General features: G+C 51.2%; 21 protein-coding genes and 2 pseudogenes. 16 read left to right on the top strand and 7 right to left on the bottom strand.

Annotation, left to right across the window (positions count from 1 at the left end; genetic code table 11):
* The first annotated feature begins 8 nt into the window (after positions 1-8).
* The 16 genes and pseudogenes from alaS to BSZ32_RS07755 all read left to right on the top strand — a co-directional run bounded on the left by alaS (position 9) and on the right by BSZ32_RS07755 (position 18,056).
* Positions 9-2,837, top strand: a complete 2,829-nt coding sequence (gene alaS / locus BSZ32_RS07830) for an alanine--tRNA ligase (protein ID WP_105042926.1) — start codon at positions 9-11, stop codon at positions 2,835-2,837.
* 246 nt (positions 2,838-3,083) lie between these two features.
* Positions 3,084-4,901: a LamG-like jellyroll fold domain-containing protein gene (locus BSZ32_RS07825; RefSeq protein ID WP_105042925.1), complete on the top strand. Its 1,818-nt coding sequence runs from the start codon at positions 3,084-3,086 to the stop codon at positions 4,899-4,901.
* A gap of 100 nt (positions 4,902-5,001) precedes the next feature.
* Positions 5,002-5,967: a DUF6268 family outer membrane beta-barrel protein gene (locus BSZ32_RS07820; protein ID WP_105042924.1), complete on the top strand. Its 966-nt coding sequence runs from the start codon at positions 5,002-5,004 to the stop codon at positions 5,965-5,967.
* Between the two features lie 45 nt (positions 5,968-6,012).
* Positions 6,013-6,792: an SDR family NAD(P)-dependent oxidoreductase gene (locus BSZ32_RS07815; RefSeq protein ID WP_105042923.1), complete on the top strand. Its 780-nt coding sequence runs from the start codon at positions 6,013-6,015 to the stop codon at positions 6,790-6,792.
* An 87-nt stretch (positions 6,793-6,879) separates the two neighbouring features.
* The gene (locus BSZ32_RS07810; protein WP_105042922.1) at positions 6,880-7,107 is read left to right on the top strand and encodes an RNA-binding protein; all 228 of its coding nucleotides are present in this window, start codon (positions 6,880-6,882) and stop codon (positions 7,105-7,107) included.
* Positions 7,108-7,428: 321 nt separating this feature from the next.
* Positions 7,429-8,589 (top strand): alpha/beta fold hydrolase, encoded by a 1,161-nt coding sequence (locus BSZ32_RS07805; protein ID WP_105042921.1) that lies wholly within the window; start codon positions 7,429-7,431, stop codon positions 8,587-8,589.
* A gap of 270 nt (positions 8,590-8,859) precedes the next feature.
* A complete protein-coding gene (gene dnaE / locus BSZ32_RS07800; RefSeq protein ID WP_105042920.1) occupies positions 8,860-12,366 on the top strand; it encodes a DNA polymerase III subunit alpha in 3,507 nt (1,168 codons plus the stop codon).
* A gap of 152 nt (positions 12,367-12,518) precedes the next feature.
* Entirely contained in the window at positions 12,519-12,806 is a 288-nt protein-coding gene (locus BSZ32_RS07795) for a type II toxin-antitoxin system HigB family toxin (RefSeq protein WP_105042919.1), read from the top strand.
* Positions 12,807-12,825: 19 nt separating this feature from the next.
* Positions 12,826-14,022 carry an ImmA/IrrE family metallo-endopeptidase gene (locus BSZ32_RS07790; RefSeq protein WP_105042918.1) on the top strand — a complete coding sequence of 399 codons (1,197 nt, stop codon included), beginning with the start codon at positions 12,826-12,828 and terminating at the stop codon, positions 14,020-14,022.
* Between the two features lie 153 nt (positions 14,023-14,175).
* Entirely contained in the window at positions 14,176-14,898 is a 723-nt protein-coding gene (locus tag BSZ32_RS07780; protein WP_105042917.1) for a GDSL-type esterase/lipase family protein, read from the top strand.
* Positions 14,899-14,937: 39 nt separating this feature from the next.
* Entirely contained in the window at positions 14,938-15,060 is a 123-nt protein-coding gene (locus tag BSZ32_RS19725) for a DUF1080 domain-containing protein (RefSeq protein WP_240610585.1), read from the top strand.
* An 18-nt stretch (positions 15,061-15,078) separates the two neighbouring features.
* Positions 15,079-15,237, top strand: a pseudogene (locus tag BSZ32_RS20575) (3-keto-alpha-glucoside-1,2-lyase-like domain-containing protein); the annotation flags it as partial.
* Between the two features lie 189 nt (positions 15,238-15,426).
* Positions 15,427-15,840: pseudogene (locus BSZ32_RS07770) on the top strand (3-keto-alpha-glucoside-1,2-lyase-like domain-containing protein); the annotation flags it as partial.
* 54 nt (positions 15,841-15,894) lie between these two features.
* On the top strand, positions 15,895-16,332 hold the full coding sequence (locus BSZ32_RS07765) for a hypothetical protein (RefSeq protein WP_165788726.1): 438 nt from the start codon (positions 15,895-15,897) through the stop codon (positions 16,330-16,332).
* 18 nt (positions 16,333-16,350) lie between these two features.
* Complete coding sequence (locus BSZ32_RS07760; RefSeq protein ID WP_105042914.1) at positions 16,351-17,304, top strand: PQQ-dependent sugar dehydrogenase family protein; 954 nt, start codon at positions 16,351-16,353, stop codon at positions 17,302-17,304.
* 2 nt (positions 17,305-17,306) lie between these two features.
* Entirely contained in the window at positions 17,307-18,056 is a 750-nt protein-coding gene (locus BSZ32_RS07755) for a c-type cytochrome (protein ID WP_105042913.1), read from the top strand.
* A 26-nt stretch (positions 18,057-18,082) separates the two neighbouring features.
* Here the strand turns inward: BSZ32_RS07755 and BSZ32_RS07750 are convergent, their stop codons facing one another.
* The 7 genes from BSZ32_RS07750 to nuoI all read right to left on the bottom strand — a co-directional run bounded on the left by BSZ32_RS07750 (position 18,083) and on the right by nuoI (position 24,738).
* Entirely contained in the window at positions 18,083-18,526 is a 444-nt protein-coding gene (locus tag BSZ32_RS07750) for a CBS domain-containing protein (protein ID WP_105042912.1), read from the bottom strand.
* Between the two features lie 82 nt (positions 18,527-18,608).
* Positions 18,609-20,051 carry an NADH-quinone oxidoreductase subunit N gene (locus BSZ32_RS07745; RefSeq protein ID WP_165788725.1) on the bottom strand — a complete coding sequence of 481 codons (1,443 nt, stop codon included), beginning with the start codon at positions 20,049-20,051 and terminating at the stop codon, positions 18,609-18,611.
* Positions 20,048-21,517, bottom strand: a complete 1,470-nt coding sequence (locus BSZ32_RS07740) for a complex I subunit 4 family protein (RefSeq protein WP_105042910.1) — start codon at positions 21,515-21,517, stop codon at positions 20,048-20,050. Before BSZ32_RS07740 ends, BSZ32_RS07745 begins: the two co-directional genes overlap by 4 nt.
* Positions 21,514-23,397 (bottom strand): NADH-quinone oxidoreductase subunit L, encoded by a 1,884-nt coding sequence (gene nuoL, locus BSZ32_RS07735; RefSeq protein ID WP_105042909.1) that lies wholly within the window; start codon positions 23,395-23,397, stop codon positions 21,514-21,516. The genes BSZ32_RS07740 and nuoL overlap by 4 nt, the downstream gene beginning before the upstream one ends.
* 2 nt (positions 23,398-23,399) lie before the next feature.
* Positions 23,400-23,708 carry an NADH-quinone oxidoreductase subunit NuoK gene (gene nuoK, locus BSZ32_RS07730; protein ID WP_165788724.1) on the bottom strand — a complete coding sequence of 103 codons (309 nt, stop codon included), beginning with the start codon at positions 23,706-23,708 and terminating at the stop codon, positions 23,400-23,402.
* The gene (gene nuoJ / locus BSZ32_RS07725; protein WP_105042907.1) at positions 23,705-24,226 is read right to left on the bottom strand and encodes an NADH-quinone oxidoreductase subunit J; all 522 of its coding nucleotides are present in this window, start codon (positions 24,224-24,226) and stop codon (positions 23,705-23,707) included. Before nuoJ ends, nuoK begins: the two co-directional genes overlap by 4 nt.
* Positions 24,223-24,738, bottom strand: a complete 516-nt coding sequence (gene nuoI, locus BSZ32_RS07720; protein WP_105042906.1) for an NADH-quinone oxidoreductase subunit NuoI — start codon at positions 24,736-24,738, stop codon at positions 24,223-24,225. Before nuoI ends, nuoJ begins: the two co-directional genes overlap by 4 nt.
* Between the last annotated feature and the right edge of the window lie 17 nt (positions 24,739-24,755).

Genomic DNA, 24,755 nt, shown 5'->3' with positions numbered 1-24,755 from the left:
CAACATCCATGACCGCCAACGAAATTCGCCAATCTTTCTTCGACTTCTTCAAGGAACGCCAGCACACCATCGTGCCCTCTGCTTCCTTGCTCCCTCAGTCCCCTGGCCTACTTTTCACCAACGCGGGAATGAACCAGTTTGTGCCATTCTTCCTCGGCACTGAGAAAGCTCCTTACAGCCCACCACGTGCAGCTGATACCCAAAAGTGCATCCGAGCTGGTGGCAAGCACAACGACCTCGATGATGTCGGCTACGACAGCTACCACCACACCATGTTCGAGATGCTCGGCAACTGGTCGTTTGGCGATTACTTCAAACCTGAAGCAATCCAGTGGGGTTGGGATCTGATCGTCGAGCGCTGGGGCTTCCCGGCCGAACGCCTTTACGCATCTGTTTACCGTCCAGACAAATCGCTCGGCGACCCGTCCGAATTCGACCAGGAAGCGTACGACCTATGGGCCAAGCTTTTCAAATCCAAAGGGCTCGATCCTGTGAAGCACGTTGTCGATGGCAACAAGGCGGACAATTTCTGGATGATGGGTGAGACTGGCCCCTGTGGTCCTTGCTCAGAGCTCCACGTCGATCTCACACCGAATGGCGACACTGGCGGCAAGCTAGTCAACATGGACTCCGACCTCTGTATCGAGATCTGGAACCTGGTTTTCATTCAATACAATGCAGAGGCTGACGGATCGTTCCGCGATCTTCCAGCCAAGCACGTCGACACTGGCTTGGGCTTCGAGCGCGTTTGCTCGATCTACCAAGGCACCAATGGCTTCAAGGACTTCTCAAAAAAGCCAACTAACTACGCGACCGACGTCTTCACTCCACTCTTCGCCAAGCTCGAAGAAATTTCAGGTAAAAAGTACCAGGACATCTACCCAGAGTCCGTCGAAGTCGACAAATCCACCCTCTCAGCTGAGATGAAAGAGGCTGTCGCCTTCCGCGTCATTGCCGACCACATCCGCACACTTTCCTTCTCGATCGCCGATGGCATCCTGCCGGGTAACACCGGCCGCAACTACGTGCTCCGCCGGATTCTCCGCCGCGCAGTCCGCTACGGTCGCACGCTCGGATTCACGGGTGACTCGCTCTTTCTCACCCAGCTAGTCGACACATTGGTCGACCAGATGAAGCACATCTTCCCAGAAATGGGAACCCGCCGCGAAGCAATCAAAGAGACACTCACCCGCGAAGAACAATCCTTCAACCGCACACTCGACCGCGGACTAGGTATGTTCGACAAAGAAGCTGAAAAAGGTCAGATCACTGGCGACTTCGCCTTCGACCTCTACGACACCTTCGGCTTCCCGATCGACCTCACTGAGCTGCTCTGCCAAGAACGGAAACTGGAGCTCGATAAGAAAGGCTTTGAAAAGCGCATGGACGAAGCGCGGACACTTTCCCAAGCAGCACAAAAGAAGACTATCGTTCGCGCACTCGACATTTCCTCCGATGTGGAGACCGAGTTCACCGGCTTTGACGAAGACTCTAGCGAAGCAAAGATTCTAGAAATTCATGAGAGTGGAGACTCATTGTTAGTCATCACCGATCGTTCACCATTCTACGTGGAAATGGGTGGCCAGCTCGGTGACCTCGGAATTCTAACATTCTATAAGGATGGTGAGTTCGGTGAAGCAATCGAAGTTTCCTCGGTCCAGAAAATCGGCCAAGCAGTCGCTCACGAAGTTTCAAAATCAGCAACTCTTGCTGTAGGCGACACTGTCGCTCTAACCATCGACGTCAAACGCCGTCGTAGAATAGAGTCGCACCACACTGCGACTCACCTACTCCACTGGGCGCTGCACGAAGTCGTTTCTACTGATGCTACCCAACAAGGTTCCTTAGTCACCACTGACCGCCTCCGCTTCGACTTCACATCCGGCGCTCTCACAGCCCAGCAGATCGCTGACATCGAGATCAAGGTGAACGAGAAGATCGAATCTGGCGATGGCGTCTTCTACAACGAAGTCCCACATGCCGACGTCAAGAACCGCAAGGACATCATGCAGTTCTTCGGCGACAAGTACGGCGAGATGGTACGCGTGGTTCAGATCGGCGGCAACGAGCTAGGGCTCGACGGCTACGCCATGGAACTCTGCGGAGGAACCCACATCGATACTACTTCCGACATCGGCATCTTTAAGATCAAATCCGAAGGAGCCATCGCATCTGGCGTACGCCGAATCGAAGCCGCTTGCGGAGTCGCTGCCTACGACTGGGCTCGCGGAGTCGCGGAGAAAAATGCGAAGGAAGAAGATGAACTCAGAGCAAGACTCGAGACCATCAATGCTGGCTTCAAAGCTGTAGGTGCAGAGGAAGTCCACTACCCAGAGGAAGCGCGCATCATGGCAGCCATGCTAGCCCAAGGTACTTTCGACCAAGTAAATACCGTCTTCAACAACTCGCTCAAGCACATCCAAGGCCTGCGTGACACGGTCACAGCTGCCGACAAGAAACTCAAGAAGGCTCAAGCCGGAGCTGCTGCTGCAATGGCTGACACGGCTCTCGTAGAACTTCTCGAAAACGGTGGCAACATCGCTGAGATCTTCGAAGGACCAGCCAACCTGCTGCAAGAGCTACTCAACGGTCTGAAGAAAAAGCAATTCTCTGGTGCTGCTTTTGTCATCGTCGATGATGGCAATCGCCTCCACCTCGGTGCTTTCTGTGGCCCTGACTCGATCGCTGCTGGTCTCCAGGCTGGCAAGCTGATCCAAGAGCTCGGCCCAATCGCTGGCGGCAAAGGCGGCGGCAAGCCTGACCAAGCACGCGGCGCAGCACCCCAGCGCGACAAAGCCGCTGACCTCCTCGCTGCTGCGAAGGAAAAGCTTGGTTAGTCTAACTGGGACCGCTGAGACCCAGCCCGTCCACCAACAACACACTCCACATTTAAACGGAAAAGGGCTGCTGGAGATTAGCCAGTTTTAAGGTATTGGATGGACTCATCATTCCCTCAATAGGTCTACCTACTGCTATTTAGTAACCACTGTTGCTAATAAATCTTTATTTGTTATTACTTAAATGTTAACGGATTATATTCCCTCTGTCCTCCACCAATCCAAATACCCAAAAACCTCACAACAATGGACGACCGCTACCAAGTAGGCCAGCTCATAGAAGAACTCGCTTTCGGTAATATTTACGAAGCTGAAGACACGCTGATTCAGCGGAAAGTGCAAATCTTCCGCTATTTCGTCCCTACTTCTAGCAATGAAGCTGAGTGGAAAGAAGCCTTCCACGCTACATCTGCAGAACTAGCAACTGCATCGCACCCCGGGCTCCCGATTATCTATACCCACGGTATAGACGACGATGGCCCCTACACCATTCGTCAATTGCTAGATAGTACAGTCCTTAACACCCGCTTGGCAGAGTCTGGTCCACTGAGCGAGTTTGAAGCCTGGGAGCTCGCCTACCAAATGCTTGAGATCCATGATGCGGCCAAGCCATCAGGAAACTTCCATGGCGCTTTAGATGCCAACCACATCGGTCTCATCACCCGCCCAAGTGGCAAGAAACTTTACTCCATTACTGACTACGGTCTCGCTGAAGTCTCCAAACGGATGCACGACAATACTGACTACGTGGGAGCCCCCTACCTCATTTCTCCGGAACAAGCCAAGGGCGAACCTGCCAGCGAACTCTCGCAGATTTACGCCATTGGTCAGCTCATTTTTCACGCCCTCGCGGGTGGACACCCATGGATCCAGACTCCACTCGATGAAATAATCGAACTCCAAAAGACCGATCCCCTTGGACCCATCACCGAATACAGCTCGGAAGTGCCCGAGGCGATGGCCCAATGGATAAGCAAATTGGTGGCTCTGGAGCCGAAAGACCGCTTCCAGAGCTACGAGGAAGCAATCACGCACCTTCCAGAGCCAATCCAATCGGCCCCCGTGCCAATCCAAGCTACATCGGCGATCTACACAGTGCCAGCCACCCACACGACGGCGGCCCAAACTGTCCCTGCAGACGGTACTGGCCCAGTTTCAGCAGCAGATGCCTTCGCTGCTCAACAGAAAGAAGCCAACGCGGAGAAAGTAACAATACTTAAAAATCCTCTAGTGCTAGCTGGTATTGGAATTATCGTTCTCCTCATTACATTCATCATCTTCTTTACAGGTGGAAGTGATGACGATGCCTACGAATCCAACTATGTGAGCAGTGAGGGTATTAAGAAGACTAAAACGGCCAAGCCTCCGCGTGTTGAACCCCTCTCTACAGGTGAAGATAAAGACGAACCCAACGAACCCGACTATGTGAGCAGTAAGGAAGCTGATAACGCGGAAATCGCCAGCCTGCCGCGTGACGGACTATTCGCTTACATTAGTTTCAACGATGCTAAAGTCGCTGCAATAAATGATAAGCTTATTCAGCTAGAACCCCTCAAAAATGAACCCACTTTCGATACAAATGGCCGCAACGGTAAAGGACTCATTCTCGATAAAACCCATTACTTCCGCCTCTCTTTGAAGGGCAGTTCAATAGCAAATTCTTCAACCGACTTTACCATCTCATTCTGGATCAGGCCTCGTAAATCAGCGGATCAAGACCTCGGCGCTACCAGTAATCAACCATGGATGGATGGTGAAACCAAGAATGACTTAGGAAATCACATCTGGACACCAGAAAAAGCCGTCATCATCGGCAGAGCATGGAATATGGTCACCATGGCCAGCTCTCGGTCTTCCGAGGAAATCACAATCTATCTTGATGGTGAAAAAGTAGAAACTTCATCCAATGGGGAGATCAATGAGATCAGCAAAAACCCATTCATCTATATTGGCTGTGACTCTAGCGAGAAGTCCCAACACGCTTCACCCGTCATAATTGACAATATTGCAATTTGGGAAAGAAAACTCAGCGACTTCGAGATCAAAGACCTCTATAGAAATTAGGCTAAGGCATTATTCGCTTGTGTGATTGACACACCTCTGGTCTTTGCAACATATTAGTAAATAGTCTAACTACTAAATTCTTTAGCCTGCTCATAAAATCATGCTCAAAGCCCTACTCACCAGCCTTGCGACTGCATCTATCACCAGCTCGTCACTAGTCGCTGGATCTATCACTGATCTAACCACTACAGAATCTAGTCCAGCACCCGAAGGTCTCTCTTTTGGAGCTCCGCACTTAGAGTTCTTCACCCGCTCCCAGAGTACTACGACCAACCTCCCAGGTTACGCTGTCGGGTTTGCTTCATACCAAAAGCAGTTTTCTGCGGATTTTGATTCACTCGACGGTGATATTGAGTCTGACGAGTTCTCCCTCTTTGGCCCGGTTTTAGCCCTCAATTACAATGACTGGCACCTACTCAGTTTCTTTTACTACACTCAGACAAAATTTGAAACCAGCTCAGCCACATCATTAGTACCAGACAGCACACTACATTCATTCAGCCTGCCTATAGCTATCCTCAAGGAACACGGTGATGACTGGATTTCTGGCGCCTTTGTCATGCCTAGTTGGAATGGTGACTTTGACGCTAGCAACAACGATGCCATCGCAGCTGGAGCTGGTGTTGGTTATGTCTTTAATCCTGATTTTCGCTTCCTCGTCGGCGCTTATTATTCACACAACTACGGCAAAGATTTTTTTATTCCGGCTATCCAGTTGATCTATCGCCCTTGCACTGATGTAGAGGCCTATATCCTAGGACCAATTGCAGGAGTTTCCTACAGTATCAATGACGATTGGTTTGTCGGCACCAGCGTTCGCTTCTCCTCACCTACATGGAAAGTTGAGGCTGACGACGCAGGACCTGAGCGCACAGTCAATGTCAGCCGAATCAACCTCGCACTGCGCACTGAACATCGAATCTATAAAAACATCTGGGGAACTCTCGACATAGGTTATTCCTTCGGTCGTGAGCTAGAAGTTGAAGACATGGGTAATCATGAACTCCAAAAATCTGATATCAATGCGGGTCCCTTTGCTGGTATCGGAGTCAGCTATCGATTCTAAAAGAATTTGATCCCTCACCCAGAACAGTCTGGATAAGTCTACATTATGTCCTACCTCGATTCCTTATTTAACCTCAAAAACAAAGTCGCGGTCGTCATTGGCGGGACGGGTGAACTCTGCGGTCAACTTGCTGTCGGACTCGCTAAAGCTGGCTGTGAAATCGTCATCTCTGGACGCGATGAAGCCAAAGCTGAAGAAAAGTTAGATGCTATCGAGGCTGCTGGTGGAAAAGGATACTTCGTAGAAGTGGAAGTCACAGAACGCGGGTCGATAGAAGCTCTCGTGGATATTGTCAGCGAGCGCTCTGGCCGCATCGACATCCTTATCAATGGGGCTGGGATAAACAATGACACGCCAATTGAAAATATAGGAGAAACCGAACTCCACGCCATCTTCGAAGTCAATTTCAATGGCGCTTTCCGTACTTGTCAGATTTTTGCCGACTACTTTAAGCAGCGCGATCGCCCCACAAGCATCATCAACATTGGCGCTATCTCAGGTCTCACACCTCTATCTAACCGATATGTTCATTCTGCCAGCAAAGCAGCATTGCACAACCTCACACGCAACCTTGCAAGAGAATGGGCAGAATACGACATTCGCGTAAACACCCTCATTCCTGGATTTTTCCCAGCATCCCAGAGCGACACCATGCTCGATGATGCTCGCGTGCTAGAAATCCTGCGGAAGACGCCAAGCTCACGCTTTGGAAACCCAGAAGAACTCATTGGAGCCACACTTTTGCTTGCCTCTCACGGAGCTGGAAGCTTCATCACTGGCTCTGAAATAGTGGTCGACGGTGGATTTAATGCCACTTCAATTTGATTTACATTGACTTACCTCAGTAGAAAATTGGAGAATCTCTCCATTCTCAAGGGGAGGATAAAACACATATAATATAAGGAGGCTAGAATGCAGAATAATAACAACGACCTGTTACACACAGAAAAAATCATTGCTGATCGTAAGACATTTTACATAGACCTTAAAAAGAATGCGCGCGGCAAGGTAGTCAAAATCACAGAAGATGTCGGCGGCAATCGAGACACCATCATGGTCCCTGCCGATATTTTAGCAGATTTCATCGCAGCTCTCACGGACATCCAAGAGACTTCCGATAACGATTCAGACAACAGCTAGTCTGGAAAACTTTTTCAAACGCTCCGCACTCACTCTGCGGAGCGTCTTTCTTTCCCCAGTCATCAATCTCGCATTCGGCCAATTTTTCAGCAGAGCATGAGAAATCGGTAAAAGGTCACATTTCGTATTCCCTCATGGCGGCTATGGGGTTTGACTGAGCCATGTCGATCACCACAGTCTCACACCGCCACACTGCCTACCGTAATTTTAAAGGTATGTCACTGTGTGACCATTACTTTGAAGTCCCACTCGATTACACAGTAACAGACTCCCCCACCATCAAGGTCTTTGCCCGGGAAGTAGTAGACATCAAACAAGCAGATAACGCTGAGCTGCCGTGGGTGGTTTACTTCCAGGGGGGCCTGGTTTCCAGTCAACCGACCAATCACCCATGGGGGCTGGATAGGCGAAATTTTAAAAACGCACAGACTGCTTTTACTCGACCACCGTGGCACTGGCCTGAGCTCCCGTATTCTTCCACAATCGCTCGCACAGTTTGCCACACCACAACAACAAGCCGACTACCTCACTCACTTCCGCGCTGACAACATCGTGAAAGATGCCGAGGCCATGCGCCACACTTTGTTAGGTGACGGTAAGAAATGGAAAGGTATGGGTCAATCTTACGGTGGATTCTGCCTTCTCACCTACCTATCATTCTTCCCTGACTCTCTCGATGGCGTCATCATCACCGGCGGTGTTGCCTGTGTCAAAAGACATATTGAAGACAACTACCGTCTCACCTACCAGAAAGTGTTAGAAAAAAATAATGCTTACTACCGTCATTACCCAGAAGACGAAAAACGCGTCCAAGACATCGTCAAACATCTCCTCGACAACGAAGTCATACTCCCGAGCGGAGTGCGTCTCAGCCCACGTCGCTTCCAAGCGCTAGGCCTCAGCTTTGGAGCAGAGGGTGGATTCGAGCGCATCCACTACCTCGTAGAGAAAGCATTCATCGACGGCCCCAACGGCCCAGAAATCGCCTACGACTTCCTCTCAGAAGTCGAACAAATGCACTCTTTCGACACCAACCCAATTTTCTGCATCCTCCATGAGTCCATCTACGCTGAAGGCTACGCTACCCAGTGGGCTGCCGAACGACTCCGCCGCGAATTCCCGTGGGTAGAAGTTGACTCTAACCAGCGCTTCCATTTCACCGGAGAAATGATTTCACCCACGATGCTCGATGACTTCGCCCATCTCGCTCCACTCAAGCAGTGTGCAGAAATTCTCGCGCAAAAATCCGATTGGGGCCCGCTCTACGATCTCGAACAACTCTCTAGGAACAAAGTTCCAATCTCAGCAATATCCTACTACGAGGACATGTACGTACCCATCGAGCTCTCACGCGAAACCGCCCTGCATATCCCAAATTTCTATCAATGGGTCACCAACGAGTGGGAACATGATGGCATTGGTCATGACGGAGCCAAAATCCTCAAACGCCTACTCGATAAGCTATCAGCGCCACGTCTTTAAGATGTCCCAAATTAAGACGTAACTCACTTATTAGAATTTACTTGCAATCTTTTGAACGATTATACATATTCATAGATACCAAGGTGGCCGACTACTTAATCCCCCGTAAAATAAGAAGCTGACAAGGTAGAAAATACCCCCCGAAAAGAAAAATCCCCCCCAATCAAGCCCACCTTAAAACGGCGGGCTTTTTTCTTTGCCTAATTTCTGCCGATCGAGCGCACTTTTGATTGCATCCGCACGCGCAATTCTCCAAGCTGCGCGAGCCTTATGTCAGACTCATTCGTTCACCTTCACGTCCACACAGAATACTCCATCAAAGACTCCATCGTCCGTATCAAGGAGCTCGCTGGTGCAGTCAAAGATAACGGCATGAGCACGGTCGCTATGACCGACCACGGTAACCTCTTTGGTACCGTTGAGTTTTACCAGAAAATGACGGGTGAAGGAATCAAACCGATTCTTGGCTGTGAGGTCTATCTCGCGCCCGCCGCCCTTTCGTCAAAGAAGGATATCCCTGGTCGCAAGCGCTCGACTCACCTCACCCTGCTCGCCAAGAATAAAATCGGCTGGGATAACCTGACCAAACTCGTCTCTGCTGGCCACCTCGATGGGGATTACTTCGGCGAACCACGAGTCGACCGCGACACTCTACGTGAATTTTCAGAAGGGATCATCTGCCTCTCTGGCGATGATGATGGCCCAATCCAGGAATGGTTAGTGAAGAATGACATGGAGCAAGCCCGAGCCCAAGTGGCTGAGCTGAAAGAAATTTTCGGAGCTGAGGATTTCTATATTGAGCTGATGGACCATGCCCTCGAGACCCAGCCAGCAACCATAGCCTCACTGCGCCAGCTCGCTGACGAATTTGATCTCAAGGTGGTCGCCACCAACGACGTCCACTTTCTTAAGCAAGATGAACACGAAGCGCACGACGTTCTGATCTGTATCGGTGAGAGTTGCTTGATTCTCGATGAGAACCGCAAAAGCTACTCAGACCAAGTTTACTTCAAGTCTCCTGCTGAAATGCGCGAGCTTTTCAAAGACGTACCCGGCGCCTGTGACAACACCCTAGAAATTGCTGAAAAATGTAATGTCGAGCTTGCGTTAGATCCGACAAGCTCGGACAAATACCCGCAATTCGAAGCACCAGACGGCAGCCCGCGTGAAGAGTACTTCAAGCGCGTTTGTAAAGAAGGTGTGCAGATGCGCTACCCAGAGGAAAAGATCGAAGAGCTCTGTGGCGTCTACGACACCGATGTCGCTGGAGTCTGGAAGATCCTCGACGAACGCCTCGAGTACGAAACGGAGATTATCAACAGTCTAGGCTTCGCCTCGTACTTCTTGATCACTGCCGATTTCATCCTCTGGGCTCTCGACCAAAAAATCCCCGTAGGTCCAGGTCGTGGATCGGCTGCAGGATCACTGGTCGCCTACGCGATGCAGATCACCGACATCTGCCCGATGCGTTTTGGTCTCCTGTTCGAGCGATTCCTCAACCCTGAGCGTGTCTCCCCGCCCGACGTAGATATTGACTTCTGCCAGACCCGCCGACCAGAGGTTATCGACTACGTGCGTAAAAAATACGGTGAGCGATGCGTTTGCCACATCATCACTTACGGCACGCTCGGAGCAAAATCAGTACTGCGCGACGTGGCCCGTGTGATGGGTGTTTCCTTTGGCGACGCAGCTCATCTCGCCAAAATGATCGAGACACTTCCCGGAGTTAAACTCCAAGGCGAATACGACCTCAAGGAAGAACTGCGCGATGCGATTGCCGCCTCGAGCACCTACCAAGAACTTTGGAAATACGCCATCAAGCTAGAAGGCCTCAAGCGTAACACCGGTGTCCACGCCGCTGGTGTGGTGATAGGTGATGGTGATCTCGACCGCCACGTGCCACTTGCACGTGCGAAAGAAGGTGAAGTTGTTTCACAAGCGGACATGGGTGCGATCACTGAGATTGGGCTACTCAAGATGGACTTTCTAGGCCTAAAGAACCTCACCGTCATCCAAGACGCTGTTGACCACATCACCCCACACACACCGGGCTTTGACATCACCAAAGTCCCACTCGATGACGTCCCAGCCCTCGCGCTACTCAACCGTGGTGAAACCATGGGCGTGTTCCAACTGGAATCCGGCGGCATGGTCGATACCTGTAAGAAGTATGGAATCGACAAGATCGAAGACGTGATTGACCTTTTGGCGGTTTATCGCCCAGGTGCGATGCAGTACATCGATGAGATGATCTCTGTGAAAAAAGGGATCACCACTGTCGACTATGAACACCCGCTGTTAGAGACCATCTGTGGCGACACCTATGGCGTGATGATTTATCAGGAGCAGGTGCAGAATGCGGCAAAAGTGCTCGCGGGCTACTCGCTCGGTGGTGCGGATATTCTCCGTCGTGCGATGGGTAAAAAGAAGCCGTCTGAGATGGCGAAACAGCGTGAAATTTTCATCAAGGGTGCAGCCGAGACTAACCAAATTGATAAAACAACAGCTAACAAGATTTTCGACAAGATCGCTGGATTCGCGGGTTACGGTTTCAACAAATCCCACTCCGCTTGCTACGGTCACATCTCCTACTGGACCGCCTACCTCAAAGCTAACTTCCCCGTCGAATTCCTCTGTGGTCTGCTCTCTAACGAGATCAACAACACTGAGAAAATTTCCGTTTTCATCGCCGAGTGTCACAACATGAAGATCGAGGTCTTGCCACCAAACGTCAACAAATCCAAACTACGATTTTGCCCAGAAAAGCTCGCATCTGGAAAAATGGCGATCCGCTACGGACTCTCCGCCATCAAGAACGTAGGTGAAGGCGCTATGAAAGTTGCCGTTGCTGACCGTGACGCCAACGGCCCATTCGAGTCGATGAAAGACTTTTCCAACAGACTCGACACCAAGGCAGTCAACAAGCGCATTCTCGAGAACCTCGTGAAGGCTGGTGCCTTCGATTGGACCAAAGAAAACCGCTCTAGCCTAGATGCTAGAGTCGAAAACGTGATCGCCTCTGCTTCGTCAGCCCACAAAGACCGCGCCTCTGGCCAGGTCTCACTTTTCGACACCGTCGACTTTGGCTCAGCACCTGAACCCGATGATGCCCCGCGTATCCTCATAGAATGGCCAAAAGAGCAACGCCTTGACACTGAGAAAGAACTACTAGGATTCTACATCTCAGGCCACCCGCTCGATGCCTACCGTGGCATTATCGACGTCGACATGTACACCCGTATCGGCATCATTGATGAACTCGACCTCTCCGACCGCCGCAAGCGCCACCGCTTCGCCGGCATGATCAAACACATCGAGCACAAAGTCACCAAAGCAGGAAAGCCCTTCGGTGTGATTCACCTAGAAGATTTCACAGGCACCAAAGAAATCCTCGCTTGGAGTGAAAGCTACAGCCCCGCCCGAGAAGAAGGCTTGTTAGAACCCGGCAACGTCATTCGCCTTTTCGGAAACGTGCAAGAAGATGATCGCAACCCAGAATCGCGCCGTGTCTCAGGCTCAAAAATCGAAGGCTTAGCAGGAAAACGCGTCACATGTGCCGACAAAAAAGCGCTCAACATCACCCTCTGGACATCCAAACACGACGAAAAAGACCTTCACGAGATCAAAGGAATTCTCCAGTCAAACCCCGGCAAGACCTCCGTACTGATCCACATCCAGAACAGCATGGGCGACCGAGCCACCCTCGCCGCCTCAGAGTCCTTCCTCGTCCGCAAATCCGACTCCCTAGAGATGGCTCTGGCGAAGTGGATGGAGTAAAACTAACAACACCCGCCTAAAACCCCTCAAAACCTCCCTCCTCAAAATCGCCTTCAAAGGTCAATTATTATCAAAATTCTCGACACATTTCCCAAATTGGGAAATTATTTAATTGTTCCCAGAAATAATCTCTCCACGGTGACGCTTAACAGATGAGAGTAGCTGGCAGAGACAAGCTCGATGACTTCATGACGAAACATGCGCAGAGCAAAGGAAAGCTCAGCGCATGGCTGAAGGAAACCGAGAATGCCGATTGGAAAACCAGTCAGGACATCAAACAGCGCTATGCCTCCGCCAGCTTTCTCAGTAACAATCAAGTGGTCTTCAACATTTCAGGAAACAAATACCGTCTGGTAGTAGTGGTGCGCTACCGCAACGGCATTGTCGCCATCGACAAAGTCGGCACCCACGCAGAATACGACAAGTGGAAGTTGAAGTAACAACAGAAAGGACACAGCGATGAAACTAATCAAAACCAAGCAAGCACACGCCGAGGCTATGGAGCATCTCAGCGAACTCATGCTGGCCGATCCCGCGGCTGATTCGCCAGAGGAAAAGGAGCTTGAGCTGTTGGCATTTCTGATCGAATCCTATGAAAAGGAACACATCTGCATCGCCCCGCCCACTCCGGTCGAAGCAATCAAGTTCCGCATGGAACAGCAGGGCTTTAAACAAGCTGACCTGGTGAAATACATCGGCAGTCGCAGCAAGGTCTCCGAGGTCCTCAATGGCAAACGTCCATTGAGCCTGCCGATGATCCGTAAGCTCCATATAGGGCTCGGCATTGCCGCCGACGTGCTGATAGAGCAACCGGATAAAGACCTTCCTGATGAGATCCCGGTTGGAGAATTTCCCGTGAAGGAAATGCACGCTCGCGGTTGGTTCCCTGCATTTCGGGGCACCTGGGCGCAAGTGAAAGAACAAGCCAAAGAAATGCTGCATGACTTCTTTGGAAGCTCAAAGATGATGGCTATCCCAGCCCTTAACCGCCAACTCATCCGCAGCAATAGCAAGCTGGATAGCAATGCCCTGCACGCCTGGCGTCACCGCGTGCTGCAGCTAGCCACAGAAAAAAAACTACCTAGCTATAAAGCTGAAGATGTCAACGACGCCTTCGTTCGTTCCCTGATCGCTCTCAGCAGCTTTGAGGAAGGCCCAGCTCTTGCCATCAAGGCTCTGGAGAATAAAGGCATTGCCGTGGTGATTGAGGCCCGTCTGCCTCAAACGCACCTCGACGGAGCTGCCCTACTCTCCAACCAACGCCCTGTCATCGGCTTGACCTTGCGTCATGACCGACTCGATAACTTCTGGTTCGTCCTCCTGCACGAACTCGCCCATGTAAAACTCCACCTATCCAAGGGAGACATCACAGATTTCCTAGACACAGATATTGATAAGGAAAGCAGCGAGAAACTTGAAAAAGAAGCGGATGAGTTCGCCCTCAACTCCTGCATTTCTAAAGACAATTGGGCGGAACTAAAATCACTCACACGCGCACCTCAAATCCGCTCTGCAGCGAGTAAACTATCCATTCACCCCTCCATCCTCGCCGGCCGCCTCCGCCGCATCCACGGCTACAAAAAGCACTCCAGCATAGTAGGACAAGGAATACTGAGAGAGGCTCTCGGCTTCGAAAATGCCACTTGGCCAAAATAAAAAACACCCCGTTACTTACCGGGCGAACGAGGAAAAGCCGAATTCAGTTGCATGCTGAGCAAGGCACTGTCTGGCTTAGTCAGCTAGAAATTTCAGAGCTATTCAATGCCACCAAGCAAAACATCTCAAGAATCTCTTTCTACTATTACCATCATGAAATACCTATTGCTCACTCTCGCATTACTCATCACCCCAGCTCTAGCTAAAGAAGATGCTAAGCTCTCAACCACTCCTGTCGCTCAGACTGCAAAGTGGGCGGTCAAATGGTGGATGCCGCGCCATGAGGCAAAATTGAAAGAAAAGGAAGCTCTCGGTGACGTGCAGTTAGTCTTCCTCGGTGACTCCATCACCCACGCATGGGATAACAAAGGAAAAGCCACCTTGAAGGACAACTATGCGTCATACAATGCCCTCAACCTCGGTTTCTCAGGAGACCGCACCGAGCAAGTCCTCTGGCATCTCGATCATGGTGAGCTAGACGTTATCAAGCCTAAAGCCATCGTCATCATGATCGGCACCAACAACGCTGGGCACCGCAAAGAGGAATCCACTAAGACTGCGGCTGGCATCAAAGCCATTCTCGAATCTGTCCAAAAAAAGCAACCACAGGCCAAAGTCCTACTACTTGGAATCTTCCCACGTGGAGCCACCAGTGACGATCCCCTGCGTCAACTAACCGATGGAACCAACGCAATCATCAAAGACTACGCAGACAACAAGCGCGTCTTTTATCTTAACATCAACGATAAGTTCCTCGCTAAAGATGGCAAGCTCAGCAGAACTGTCATGGCTGACCTGCTCCACCCAAATAAGTCTCAATACCAAGTCTGGGCCGACTCCATCGCCCCCACCCTCGAAGTACTGATGGCTGATTGATCAATCACTATTTTCCACCTAAACCATTTAAAAAAAATTATGATCACGATAAATAAATGCCTTCTCCTGGCATTCACGGGAGACATCAGCTCGACCACCCTGCAGGTTGATTCGATTAGCCTATTCGATGGCAAGTCGCTTAAGGGCTGGACTGGCGACTAGGCATTCTGGAAAGTCGAAGACGGAACCATCACGGGTGAATCTACCGCCGCCAATCCCTGTAAAAAGACCACTTACCTCACCTATAACAAACTGGAGTTTTCAAATTTTGAACTCACCTTTTCATTCCGATTCATGAGTGAAGCTGGCAACTCTGGTGTCCAGTACCGCAGCCTATGAAAAGACAAAGATGCCTTCCAAATCAAAGGCTATCAGGCAGACATGGAAACCGGTAAAAACTACAGCGGAATTCTTTACGATCAAGACGGCAGAGGGATTGTAGCGAAACGCGGTGAGCATGTCACGATTTCGAAAACTGGCTAAAAAACCAAGAAAACTCCATTCACCCAGTCCTCACAACTCGCACAAGATTCCCTTAAATTGAAAAAATGGAACAGCTACCGGATTGTCGCAGATGGCCATACGCTCACGCATAAAATTAATGGCCATAAAACGATTCAGGTCGTCGATAATCAGGAAAATAAATTCTCACTAAAAGGTCTATTTGCACTCCAGCTGCACCAAGGTCCAGCAATGAAAATCCAGTTCAAGGACATGCTTATGCTGGAGCTGGAAGATACCCAGGAAAAGCCAAAGATCTCTGAAAATATCCAAACCCTACCCGGCTTCAAAGTGACTAAAATCCATCAAGTCAACAAAAAGGAACATAGCTCATGGGTCGCGATCTGCTTTGATGATAAAGGGTCACTTTACACCTCTAACCAGAGCGGTGAAATTTACCGCATTACCCTCAAAAAAGGCCAAGTCCAAAAAATTGAATAACTGGAGAGCCCTGGCCGTATTCAAGGGCTCTGCTGGGCATTCGATAGCCTCTATGTGACTAGCCAACGTAAAGGCAAACAAGGCATCCATAGAATGCGTGATACTAACAACGATGGCAAATTTGATAAAATCGAACACATCGTCAAAGCCAATGGCCATGGTGAGCACGGCCCTCATGGTGTGATCAAAGCGCCAGATGGCAAAAACCTCATCGTCGTAATAGGTAACCACACCCAAATACCCGAAGGTGTGAAATCACTCAATGGTCACAACTGGGCAGAAGACACCCTTCACCCACATCTCAAAGATGCCTCAGGACACGCTGTAAGAATCAAAGCACCAGGCGGAACTCTCATCAAGTTCTCAGCCGATGGAAGTGAGCAGACAGTTATCGCTAATGGTATGCGAAACACCTACGATATCGCAGCCAATACCAATGGCGCCCTCTTTGGCTATGACTCCGATATGGAATATGACATCGGCACACCATGATACCGACCAACTCGCGTCATGCATTACATCGATGGCGCAGAATTCGGCTGGCGTAATGGCACCGCAAAATGGCCAGCCTATTATGCCGATAGCCTCGGAGCTGTGGAAAATGTCGGACCAGGTTGCCCAACAGGTGTAAGCTTTAGCTTCGGCACAAAGTTCTCGGCTGACTATCAACGTGCGCTTTACATCCTCGACTGGACATTTGGCCGCATCGACACGCTCCACCTCGAGCCCAATGGCGCTACTTACCGTGCTAGCCGCGAAACCTTCCTATCTGGCAAGCCACTCCCGCTGACAGACATTGCTGCAGGTCCTGATGGTTCCCTCTATTTCACCACTGGTGGACGAGGCCTAGTTTCAGCTCTCTACCGCGTCGATTATGTCGGAAATGAGAGCACCAAGCCGGTGCAATCTCTCGCCCTCAACGACGCGCAGAAACTCCAAATCAAACTACAAGCTAGCTCAGACGTAAACACCCTCTGGAATGCCCTAAGCTCTCCAGACAGAACCCTCCGCTACACCGCTAGAATCGGCTTAGAGAAGTTGCCACTCAAGCAATGGCTACCAAAGTATAATGCAGAAAATAAACCACAGACACTCATCACATCCACACTCGCATTCGCACGCATGAAGGGTGAGCAAAAACTTGCTACTAAAAAGCTGCTAGGGATCGACTATGCCAAACTTAGTGTGAACCAAAAAATCGAATACCTACGGGCCTGCTCGCTGGTTTGGATCCGACTTGGTTGCTCGGATAGTGATAAGTTAGCATGGATCAAGAAACTCTCTAATCATTATCCATCATACGATAAGAACCTAGACAGCGAGCTCTCTAGAGCGATGATTTATTTGGATTCTCCACTTGCTGTCACTAAAACAATTACCTTGATGCAAAGCGCAGCAGACGAAAAAAAGAAGTCTCCAAAGAGGTTCTCGAAGGCAATGATACCTATGCCAAAGACATTCTAAATATGCTCAAAAACCACCCAAAAACTCAGGCATTACATTATGCTCTGGTGCTTAAAAATGCAAAATCTGGATGGAATGAAAAAACTGTCCTCAGCTACTATTCATGGCTCAACAAAGCGAGCTCTAGGAGTGGTGGACGCAGCTACAAAGGCTTCATTAATAATATCCGTAAAGAAGCCCTCGATAAGCTCTCAGAGCCACTCAAAAAGGTAGCCGCCTCAGCACCGCAATACAAAGCTCCTAAAGAGCCAATCGCTATTGCTGAAGGCCCTGGTAGAAACTGGGACCTAGAAAGCGCCCAGGCAGCGACCAGCGACTTGAGTAAGGCGAACATAGCTAACGGCAAGAAAATGTTCCAAGCCGCTCTCTGCATACGCTGCCACACCATGGGTGGATCAGGAGGCAACTCAGGACCTAAACTAACCAATGTTGGCAATCGATTCAGCACAAAAGACGTGCTCAAAGCTATCATTGATCCCTCCGAAGTCATTTCAGAGCAATACCATTTCTCACAGTTTGACTTAAAAGATGGCAGCAGCACACGAGGTAAGGTAATGCAGGAAGATGCCACTCACCTCAGTATCGCGCTTAATCCCTTTGACTTGAGCCAAGTCATCAAACTCAAGAAGTCCGAGATCAAGAAGACGAGTCACTCCCTAGTATCTCCTATGCCTCCAGCTCTGATCAACAGCCTCAACCCTAGCGAATTGAGAGACTTAATGTCTTACCTAACTCAACAAAACCAAGGATAATACACCAGCAATGAGCATGTTGCCCATTATGCTGGGTAGGCGCCGTAGATGTAATCGTAGAGCGTGTGGATGACTCCTTCTTCTTCGGCGATGGCGCGGTGGGTGAGGTCGCCGCTGGAGATCATGCCTAGCAGGTGGCCGTCTTGAACCACCGGAAGGTGCCGTGTGCGTTTGTCGCTGACAATCTGCATGGCCTCTCGCACGGTGAGGCTGGGTTTGAGGACTACTACGTCCTTAGTCATGACCTCATGAACCTTGGTCGCTGCGGGATCGATGCCTTCTGCCACGACACGATGGAGCATGTCGCGTTCGGTAAGAATCCCGAGGATTTTTTCACCTTGGAGGACAAGTAATGCTCCGATTTTTTCGTGTTTCATCAGCTGGGCTGCTTCTAGCACGTTAGCCTCCGGCTTCACATGGCACACACGACCACCCTTTGTCCTAAGTATTTCATCTAGAGTCGTTTCCATCGTATATAGATAATATTTTTGAGTTGAAAAGTCAAGATGTCTCTACCATAAACTCTGGCTTCAAGTCATTTATTTTGAATGGCTACAGTGTGGTGACTAACATTTTCACCAGCTCTAAAAGTGGAGCAGGATGAATGCCGATTGTTAGGCTGAGGAGAGTGAGTGCGGCTAGGATAACAAAGCTGGATCTATTCAATGGGGATGTAGTAGAGGACAGTTCTGAAAGTTCGTCTGTCGGCGAGTAGAGCACGAAGAGAATGCGGAGATAGTAGTAGAGGCCAATTGCGCTATTGAGGGCTAGTAGGATCACCAGAACCCATAGCCCTGACTGAATGCCTGCGATGAAGATGAAAAGTTTTGCCCAGAAGCCACTAGTTAGGGGAATACCGATGAGCGAGAAGATAGCGAGGCTGAGGAAAACCGCCGCCGAACGGTTTCGCCAGAACAAGCCCTTGAAAGGAGCAAGGGTTTCTGGTTCACCGTCTGCGTTCGAGAGGGCAGCTAACAAACCGAACACACTCAGCGTGGCAATGCTGTAGCTGACGATGTAGAAGGTCGCTGATTCGATGGCTTGGGGGCCACCTGAAAGGAATGCCACCAAGACATAACCAAGGTGGGCGATCGAGCTGTAGGCCATGATGCGCTTTACATTGGTTTGTCGCAGAGCGAGTAGATTACCGATAGTCATGGAGGCTACGGCGATGCAGGAAATGGCGGTAAACACAGCACCGCTTTGATCGCTTGGGATCGCACCAAAGAAACGCAACAACAAGGCGACCATGGCACCTTTCGATATGGTGGCTATGAAGGCTGTTACGGGGGCCGGGGCTCCTTGATAAATGTCAGGTGTCCACATGTGGAAAGGGGCGACAGCCAGTTTGAAGCCAAAGCCCGTGATCATCAGGGCGATGCCAGCGAGTAACAAACCACGACGTTCCCCGATGCCAGCTTGCAGGTTGTCGCGGAGGCCATCGAAATGCATGGTTCCCAGTTCTGCGTAAATCAGTGCCATGCCAAAGAGTAGGAAGGCGGAAGCTGTGGCGGCGAGGATGAGGTATTTTAGTGCCGCCTCTAGCGAGTCGTTCTTACGGAAAACGTAAGCGATCAGCACGTAGAGCGGAACTGAAAGCAGCTCGATACCAAGGAACATGGTGGCGAAGTGGTTGCTGGCGGCAAGCACACACCCACCCAGAGTGGCTAGGGTCAGCAGGGCGTAGAATTCCTCGGCTTTAAGATGGATTTTTTTCAGGTAGTCATAAGCAAAAGTCGTCACCACCGACGCGGCTAACAGGAGGAGGCCTATATAGAACAGTGCGAATGCGTCTATAACCAACATCTCACCAACCAAGTGAGGTGCTTGCGCAACAGCAGCGCGGATTGAGGCGAGTGCAACAAGCATACCGACAATCGTGATCAGGTAAGCAGTGCGGTGCCCTGGTAGGAAAGCCGCTCCCAGTAAAATAAACAAGGAAGTCGCAGCTAGGATGAGTAGAGGGAGCAGAGCTTGGAGGTCGGCAGCTGTCACTGAGCACCTCCATTCTGCTGAGTTCTTTCCAAGGTTTCTGTGAGAGACGGCGACACTAGATCTAACACCGGCTGGGGCATCAGACCTAGCCACAGGATGGCTATGACTAGCACCGCCATCACGCCTATTTCACGTCGGTCGAAATCCGTAACGCTCCACCTTTCTGCCTGCTGGCCATGGAAGGTACGTTGGACAATCCTCAGTGAGTAGATTGCGGAGGCTGGCAATGATAACGCAGCTATAATGGCAATGGTCGGGCTGATTTGGAAGCTGCCTAGCAGGATGAGAAATTCACCTATAAAATTCCCCATACCCGGCAATCCTAGCGATGCCAGAGCAAACACGAGTCCGAATGCCGCGAGCTTCGGAGTGACACCCCACAGGCCCCCCATGCGACGGATATCCCGCGTGTGCATGCGGTCCTGCAGCGCCCCAGCGATAATGAACAAGGCACCAGTGCTGATACCGTGGCAAATCATCTGCATCAGCACGCCTTGCACCGCCCAGCTATTCCATGAAAACACCCCCACTAACACAAAGCCCATGTGGCTCACACTAGTGTAAGCAATGAGCCGTTTCAGGTCAGTCTGAGCCAAGGCTAACAGAGCTCCGTAGAGAATGCCGATGACCCCCATCGCCAGAGCAATCGGTGCAAAATCGCGTGCGGCATCAGGAAACAAAGGCACGACAATGCGCACCAGCCCATATGCACCCGTTTTCAGCATCAGCCCCGCGAGAATGACACTGCCCGCAGTCGGAGCCTCGGTGTGGGCGTCGGCGAGCCAGGTGTGGAATGGGAAGGCTGGGAGCTTGACTGTGAAGGCTACAAAGAATCCCAGCATCAGCCAAAAAGCAGTGCCCTCTGGCATTTCAGTACCCAGCAAGTCGTCATAGCGGAACGTGCCGTGCAGCGCATACAGCCCCACAATCGACACTAACATCAACAGGCTACTGGCCTGAGTAAAAATGAAGAACTTGATGGCAGCATAACGACGGTTCTCGTGCCCCCAGATCGCAATTAGAAACACCATTGGCACTACCATTAGCTCCCAGAAGAAGAAAAAAGCGAGGAGGTCGAGCGCCATGAATACTCCCAGCGTGCCGGCCAGCACCCAGAGTAGATTAAAATAGAAAAATCCAACGCGCTCGGTAATGCCTTTCCACGATGCTAGCACCGCAACAATGCCGAGGAAAATGGTGAGTAAGATCAATGCCAAACTGAAGCCGTCGACTGCTAGGTAAAGCTGGACGTTGAGCGCGGTGATCCAGTCGACTTCATAGGTCATCAGCCAGCGCCCGTCTGCTGGGGAATCATTGATAGCGCAGAAAATCCATCCCACCAGAGCAGCGTCTAGCAATAGCACTGTCAGCGCCGTCCAGCGAGTCGCCGAGGCACTTATTCTCCCTGCGGCCCATACTAACAGGCCACCCAGCAGGAGAACGAGAATGAGCAAAGGAAGCATCATGTGAAATAAACGATTAGGAAGATGAAAATGGTGCCTGCGGAAATGCCCGCCGCATACCAACGCATGCGTCCGGTCTGGCTGGCACTGAGCAGGAAATTGAGTAAACGCGCAAAGCTGGCGAGGCCCGTGTAGAAGAGATCGATGATGTCGCGTCGGTTTAACTGGGCCACAGCGACGATGGGTTTCACCAGCAGCTGATCGTAAATCCAGTCAAACCCCCAACCTGCCAGCCAAGCTTTACGTATAGGTTTCCCCCAGCCAGATGCGATGCGCTCAGGGAGATGTGGCGCTTTTTGATAGAGCCAGTAAGCCAGTGCGACTCCCGCTAGAACAATCGCCACAGCCACGGCTTGTAGCGTGATTTCTACGGAAGAACTGCCATTGAGGTGAGTGACAGGCAGAGCAGTTTCTAGCAGATCAGAAAAGGCATGCAGGTGACCGAGGCTGTGAGGAGTCTGTAGCAAACCCGCCACGGTTGAGAGAGCTGCAAGAATGCACAGCGGTAGCACCATGCGCGCTCCAGGTTGGTGGCTTACTTCTGTTTTTACTTTGCCGAAGAAGGTCAGAATCACTGCACGAGTCGTGTAGAGAGCAGTGATGAAGGCTCCAACAATCCCCGCGGCCCAGAGAGTTGGATGACCATGAGGAGAGGCCCAGGCACTCCAGAGGATGAGCTCCTTACTGTAGAACCCCGAGGTGACCAAAGGGAGTGCCGCCAACGACGCCGACCCTATCAGAAAAGTCCAGAACACGGCGGGCAGTTTTTTCCGCAATCCCCCCATCTTGAACATATCTTTTTGATCATTCAGGGAATGAATCACCGCGCCAGCTCCCAGGAAGAGCAGGGCTTTGAAAAAGGCGTGGGTCATGAAGTGAAACATCGCCGCCGTCCAGGCTCCCACTCCCAACGCGAGAAACATGTAGCCGATTTGACTGATAGTTGAATACGCCAGCACGCGTTTTAGGTCGCTTTGTACCAGCGCACTGCAGCCAGCCACTAACATTGTGGTCGCGCCTAACACGGCCACCACACCCATCACCACTGGCGCGAGTAGGAAAATGCCATGCATCCGGGCGATCAGATAGACCCCTGCGGTCACCATGGTGGCGGCATGCACTAGAGCGCTCACGGGGGTGGGGCCAGCCATCGCATCGGGCAGCCATGTTTGCAGAGGTAGCTGGGAAGATTTCCCCACAGCACCCCCCAGCAACAGGGCGGCGGCGGTGATAGCGATGGTGGATCCTGGCTGCCATTGAGCGTTTGCTGTGGATAGAATTTGCCCGATATCGAGCGTGCCGAGATGTTTGAAAAGCAGTAAAATGCCGACCATCAGCGCTGTGTCCCCCACCCGTGTTACCACAAAAGCTTTGCGCGCTGCAGCGCCATTGGCGGGATCGCTATACCAAAAACCGATGAGTAAATAACTGCACAGCCCCACACCTTCCCAGCCTAGCAGAAGCATCAATAGGTTATCAGCCAACACCAGAACCAGCATGGCGCAGACGAATAGGTTGAGATAGGCAAAGAAGCGGCTATAGCCTTCCTTCGCCATGTATTCGCTGGCATAGATATGGATGAAGAAGGCCACCCAAGTCACCACCAAGATCATCAACAGCGATAGCGCATCAAGGTGCAGACCGATGCTTAGCGAAAGCCCGCCGACCTCGAACCAGTTCCAGAGATGTTGAGTAAAAGAGGCGTTTTCGCTATTCGTTGTTAGTAGATCAAATCCTGCAGCGGTGGCCACTAAGGCGGATAGACCGATCGAGCCACAACCAACCGTAGCCACCAACCCACGACTCCAGCGCGATCCGCACAGTGCGAGGATCAGGAAGCCGAGCAGTGGGAGTGTCGGCACTAGCCAGAGTTGGTTGAGCATGGTTATCCTTTCATCTTGTTAAGGGTGTCAGAGTCGAGCGAGAGACGACGCCAATGAAGGTGGAGAATGAGCGCCAACCCCACCGCTACTTCAGCTGATGCCATGGTGAGAATGAATAGGAACATCACCTGACCATCTGCCTGCTGCCAGCGCGCACCCGCCGCGACAAATGCGAGCCCCGCGGCATTCAGCATGACTTCTACAGAGACCAGCATGAAGATGATGTTACGCCGCGCCAGCACCCCAGTAAGGCCAACGCTGAACAAGATAGCGGCTAGAATCAGCACGTGATTGATAGGCACGGCGCTCACGATTCCTCCTTCCCAGTGATTTCGCTTTGAAACTCACGGCGTCTCAAATGCGACGCTCCAACCACGCCAGCCATGAGCAGGAAGGCTCCCAGTTCGGCGGCGATCATATACGGGCCGAAGAGTAAACTGCCGACCGCCTTGGGCCCAACCTCCTCAGTGACCACGGATGCACTCCCCTCCCCCATGATCGCGTGGATAATAAGAGCTAACAAAATGCAGGAGAGTAATGCTGGTCCTATCCAAATTCTTAGGGGTTGCCACTCGCGTTCCTGCTCTTTGGCGTCCTGTCCCAGGTTGAGCATCATCATCACAAACAAGAAAAGCACGAGGATCGCTCCCGCATAAATGATGACTTCAAGCGCTGCCACGAAGGGCGCGCCTAGCGTGAAAAAGACCAGCGCCACCGCGAGTAACGACACGATCAAGTAGAGCAAGGCATGCACCGCATGGTGGCGGGTGATTGCCAATACAGTGGCGATTATGGCAACCAATGCCGCGATGTAAAAGAGGTTGATCATGGCATAAGATCCTTTGGGTTGATGGGAGGTGACTCATTTTCAGCCTCACCCTTGTCTTTTCCGCCGATCGAGAGTCCCGCTACTTTGTAGTAATTGTAACCGGGGTATTTCCCTTCGCCTGAGATCAGCAGGTCTTCTTTTTCGTAAACCAGATTAGGCCGATCGTATTCCGCCATTTCCACATCGGGTGTGAGTTGGATGGCGTAGGTCGGACAGGCATCTTCGCAGAGGCCGCAGTAGATGCAGCGGGAGAAGTTGATGCGGAAAAACTCAGGGAAGCGTCTGCCGTTCTCGTCCTCGGCGGCTTGCAGGGCAATGCAGTCGACCGGGCACACCACCGCGCAGAGTTGGCAGCCCACACAGCGCTCGCCTCCATCGGGGTCGCGACTTAGGATGATGCGACCACGATAACGCGGCGAGAGGCGAGCCTTTTCCTCGGGATACTGGATCGTGATGTTCTTCCGGAATAAATGCCGGAATACCAGTGCTAGGCTGCGGATGTGAGAAAGCATGGTTAGAAGTGATAAGT

The sequence above is a fragment of the Rubritalea profundi genome (genome assembly GCF_002954445.1).
Taxonomy (GTDB): Bacteria; Verrucomicrobiota; Verrucomicrobiia; order Verrucomicrobiales; family Akkermansiaceae; genus Rubritalea; species Rubritalea profundi.
This window is presented reverse-complemented; position numbering and strand designations above follow the sequence as displayed.

Excerpts from the sequence above, each read along its gene's own strand:
- BSZ32_RS07815 (WP_105042923.1), top strand. The coding sequence starts at position 6,013 with ATGTCCTACCTCGATTCCTTATTTAACCTCAAAAACAAAGTCGCGGTC.
- dnaE (WP_105042920.1), top strand. The coding sequence starts at position 8,860 with ATGTCAGACTCATTCGTTCACCTTCACGTCCACACAGAATACTCCATC.
- BSZ32_RS07750 (WP_105042912.1), bottom strand. The coding sequence starts at position 18,526 with ATGGAAACGACTCTAGATGAAATACTTAGGACAAAGGGTGGTCGTGTG.
- BSZ32_RS07790 (WP_105042918.1), top strand. The coding sequence starts at position 12,826 with ATGAAACTAATCAAAACCAAGCAAGCACACGCCGAGGCTATGGAGCAT.
- BSZ32_RS07810 (WP_105042922.1), top strand. The coding sequence starts at position 6,880 with ATGCAGAATAATAACAACGACCTGTTACACACAGAAAAAATCATTGCT.
- nuoJ (WP_105042907.1), bottom strand. The coding sequence starts at position 24,226 with ATGATCAACCTCTTTTACATCGCGGCATTGGTTGCCATAATCGCCACT.
- BSZ32_RS07755 (WP_105042913.1), top strand. The coding sequence starts at position 17,307 with ATGCTCAAAAACCACCCAAAAACTCAGGCATTACATTATGCTCTGGTG.
- BSZ32_RS07820 (WP_105042924.1), top strand. The coding sequence starts at position 5,002 with ATGCTCAAAGCCCTACTCACCAGCCTTGCGACTGCATCTATCACCAGC.
- BSZ32_RS07780 (WP_105042917.1), top strand. The coding sequence starts at position 14,176 with ATGAAATACCTATTGCTCACTCTCGCATTACTCATCACCCCAGCTCTA.
- BSZ32_RS07760 (WP_105042914.1), top strand. The coding sequence starts at position 16,351 with ATGCATTACATCGATGGCGCAGAATTCGGCTGGCGTAATGGCACCGCA.
- BSZ32_RS07740 (WP_105042910.1), bottom strand. The coding sequence starts at position 21,517 with ATGATGCTTCCTTTGCTCATTCTCGTTCTCCTGCTGGGTGGCCTGTTA.
- BSZ32_RS07795 (WP_105042919.1), top strand. The coding sequence starts at position 12,519 with ATGAGAGTAGCTGGCAGAGACAAGCTCGATGACTTCATGACGAAACAT.
- nuoL (WP_105042909.1), bottom strand. The coding sequence starts at position 23,397 with ATGCTCAACCAACTCTGGCTAGTGCCGACACTCCCACTGCTCGGCTTC.
- BSZ32_RS07825 (WP_105042925.1), top strand. The coding sequence starts at position 3,084 with ATGGACGACCGCTACCAAGTAGGCCAGCTCATAGAAGAACTCGCTTTC.
- BSZ32_RS19725 (WP_240610585.1), top strand. The coding sequence starts at position 14,938 with ATGATCACGATAAATAAATGCCTTCTCCTGGCATTCACGGGAGACATC.
- nuoI (WP_105042906.1), bottom strand. The coding sequence starts at position 24,738 with ATGCTTTCTCACATCCGCAGCCTAGCACTGGTATTCCGGCATTTATTC.
- alaS (WP_105042926.1), top strand. The coding sequence starts at position 9 with ATGACCGCCAACGAAATTCGCCAATCTTTCTTCGACTTCTTCAAGGAA.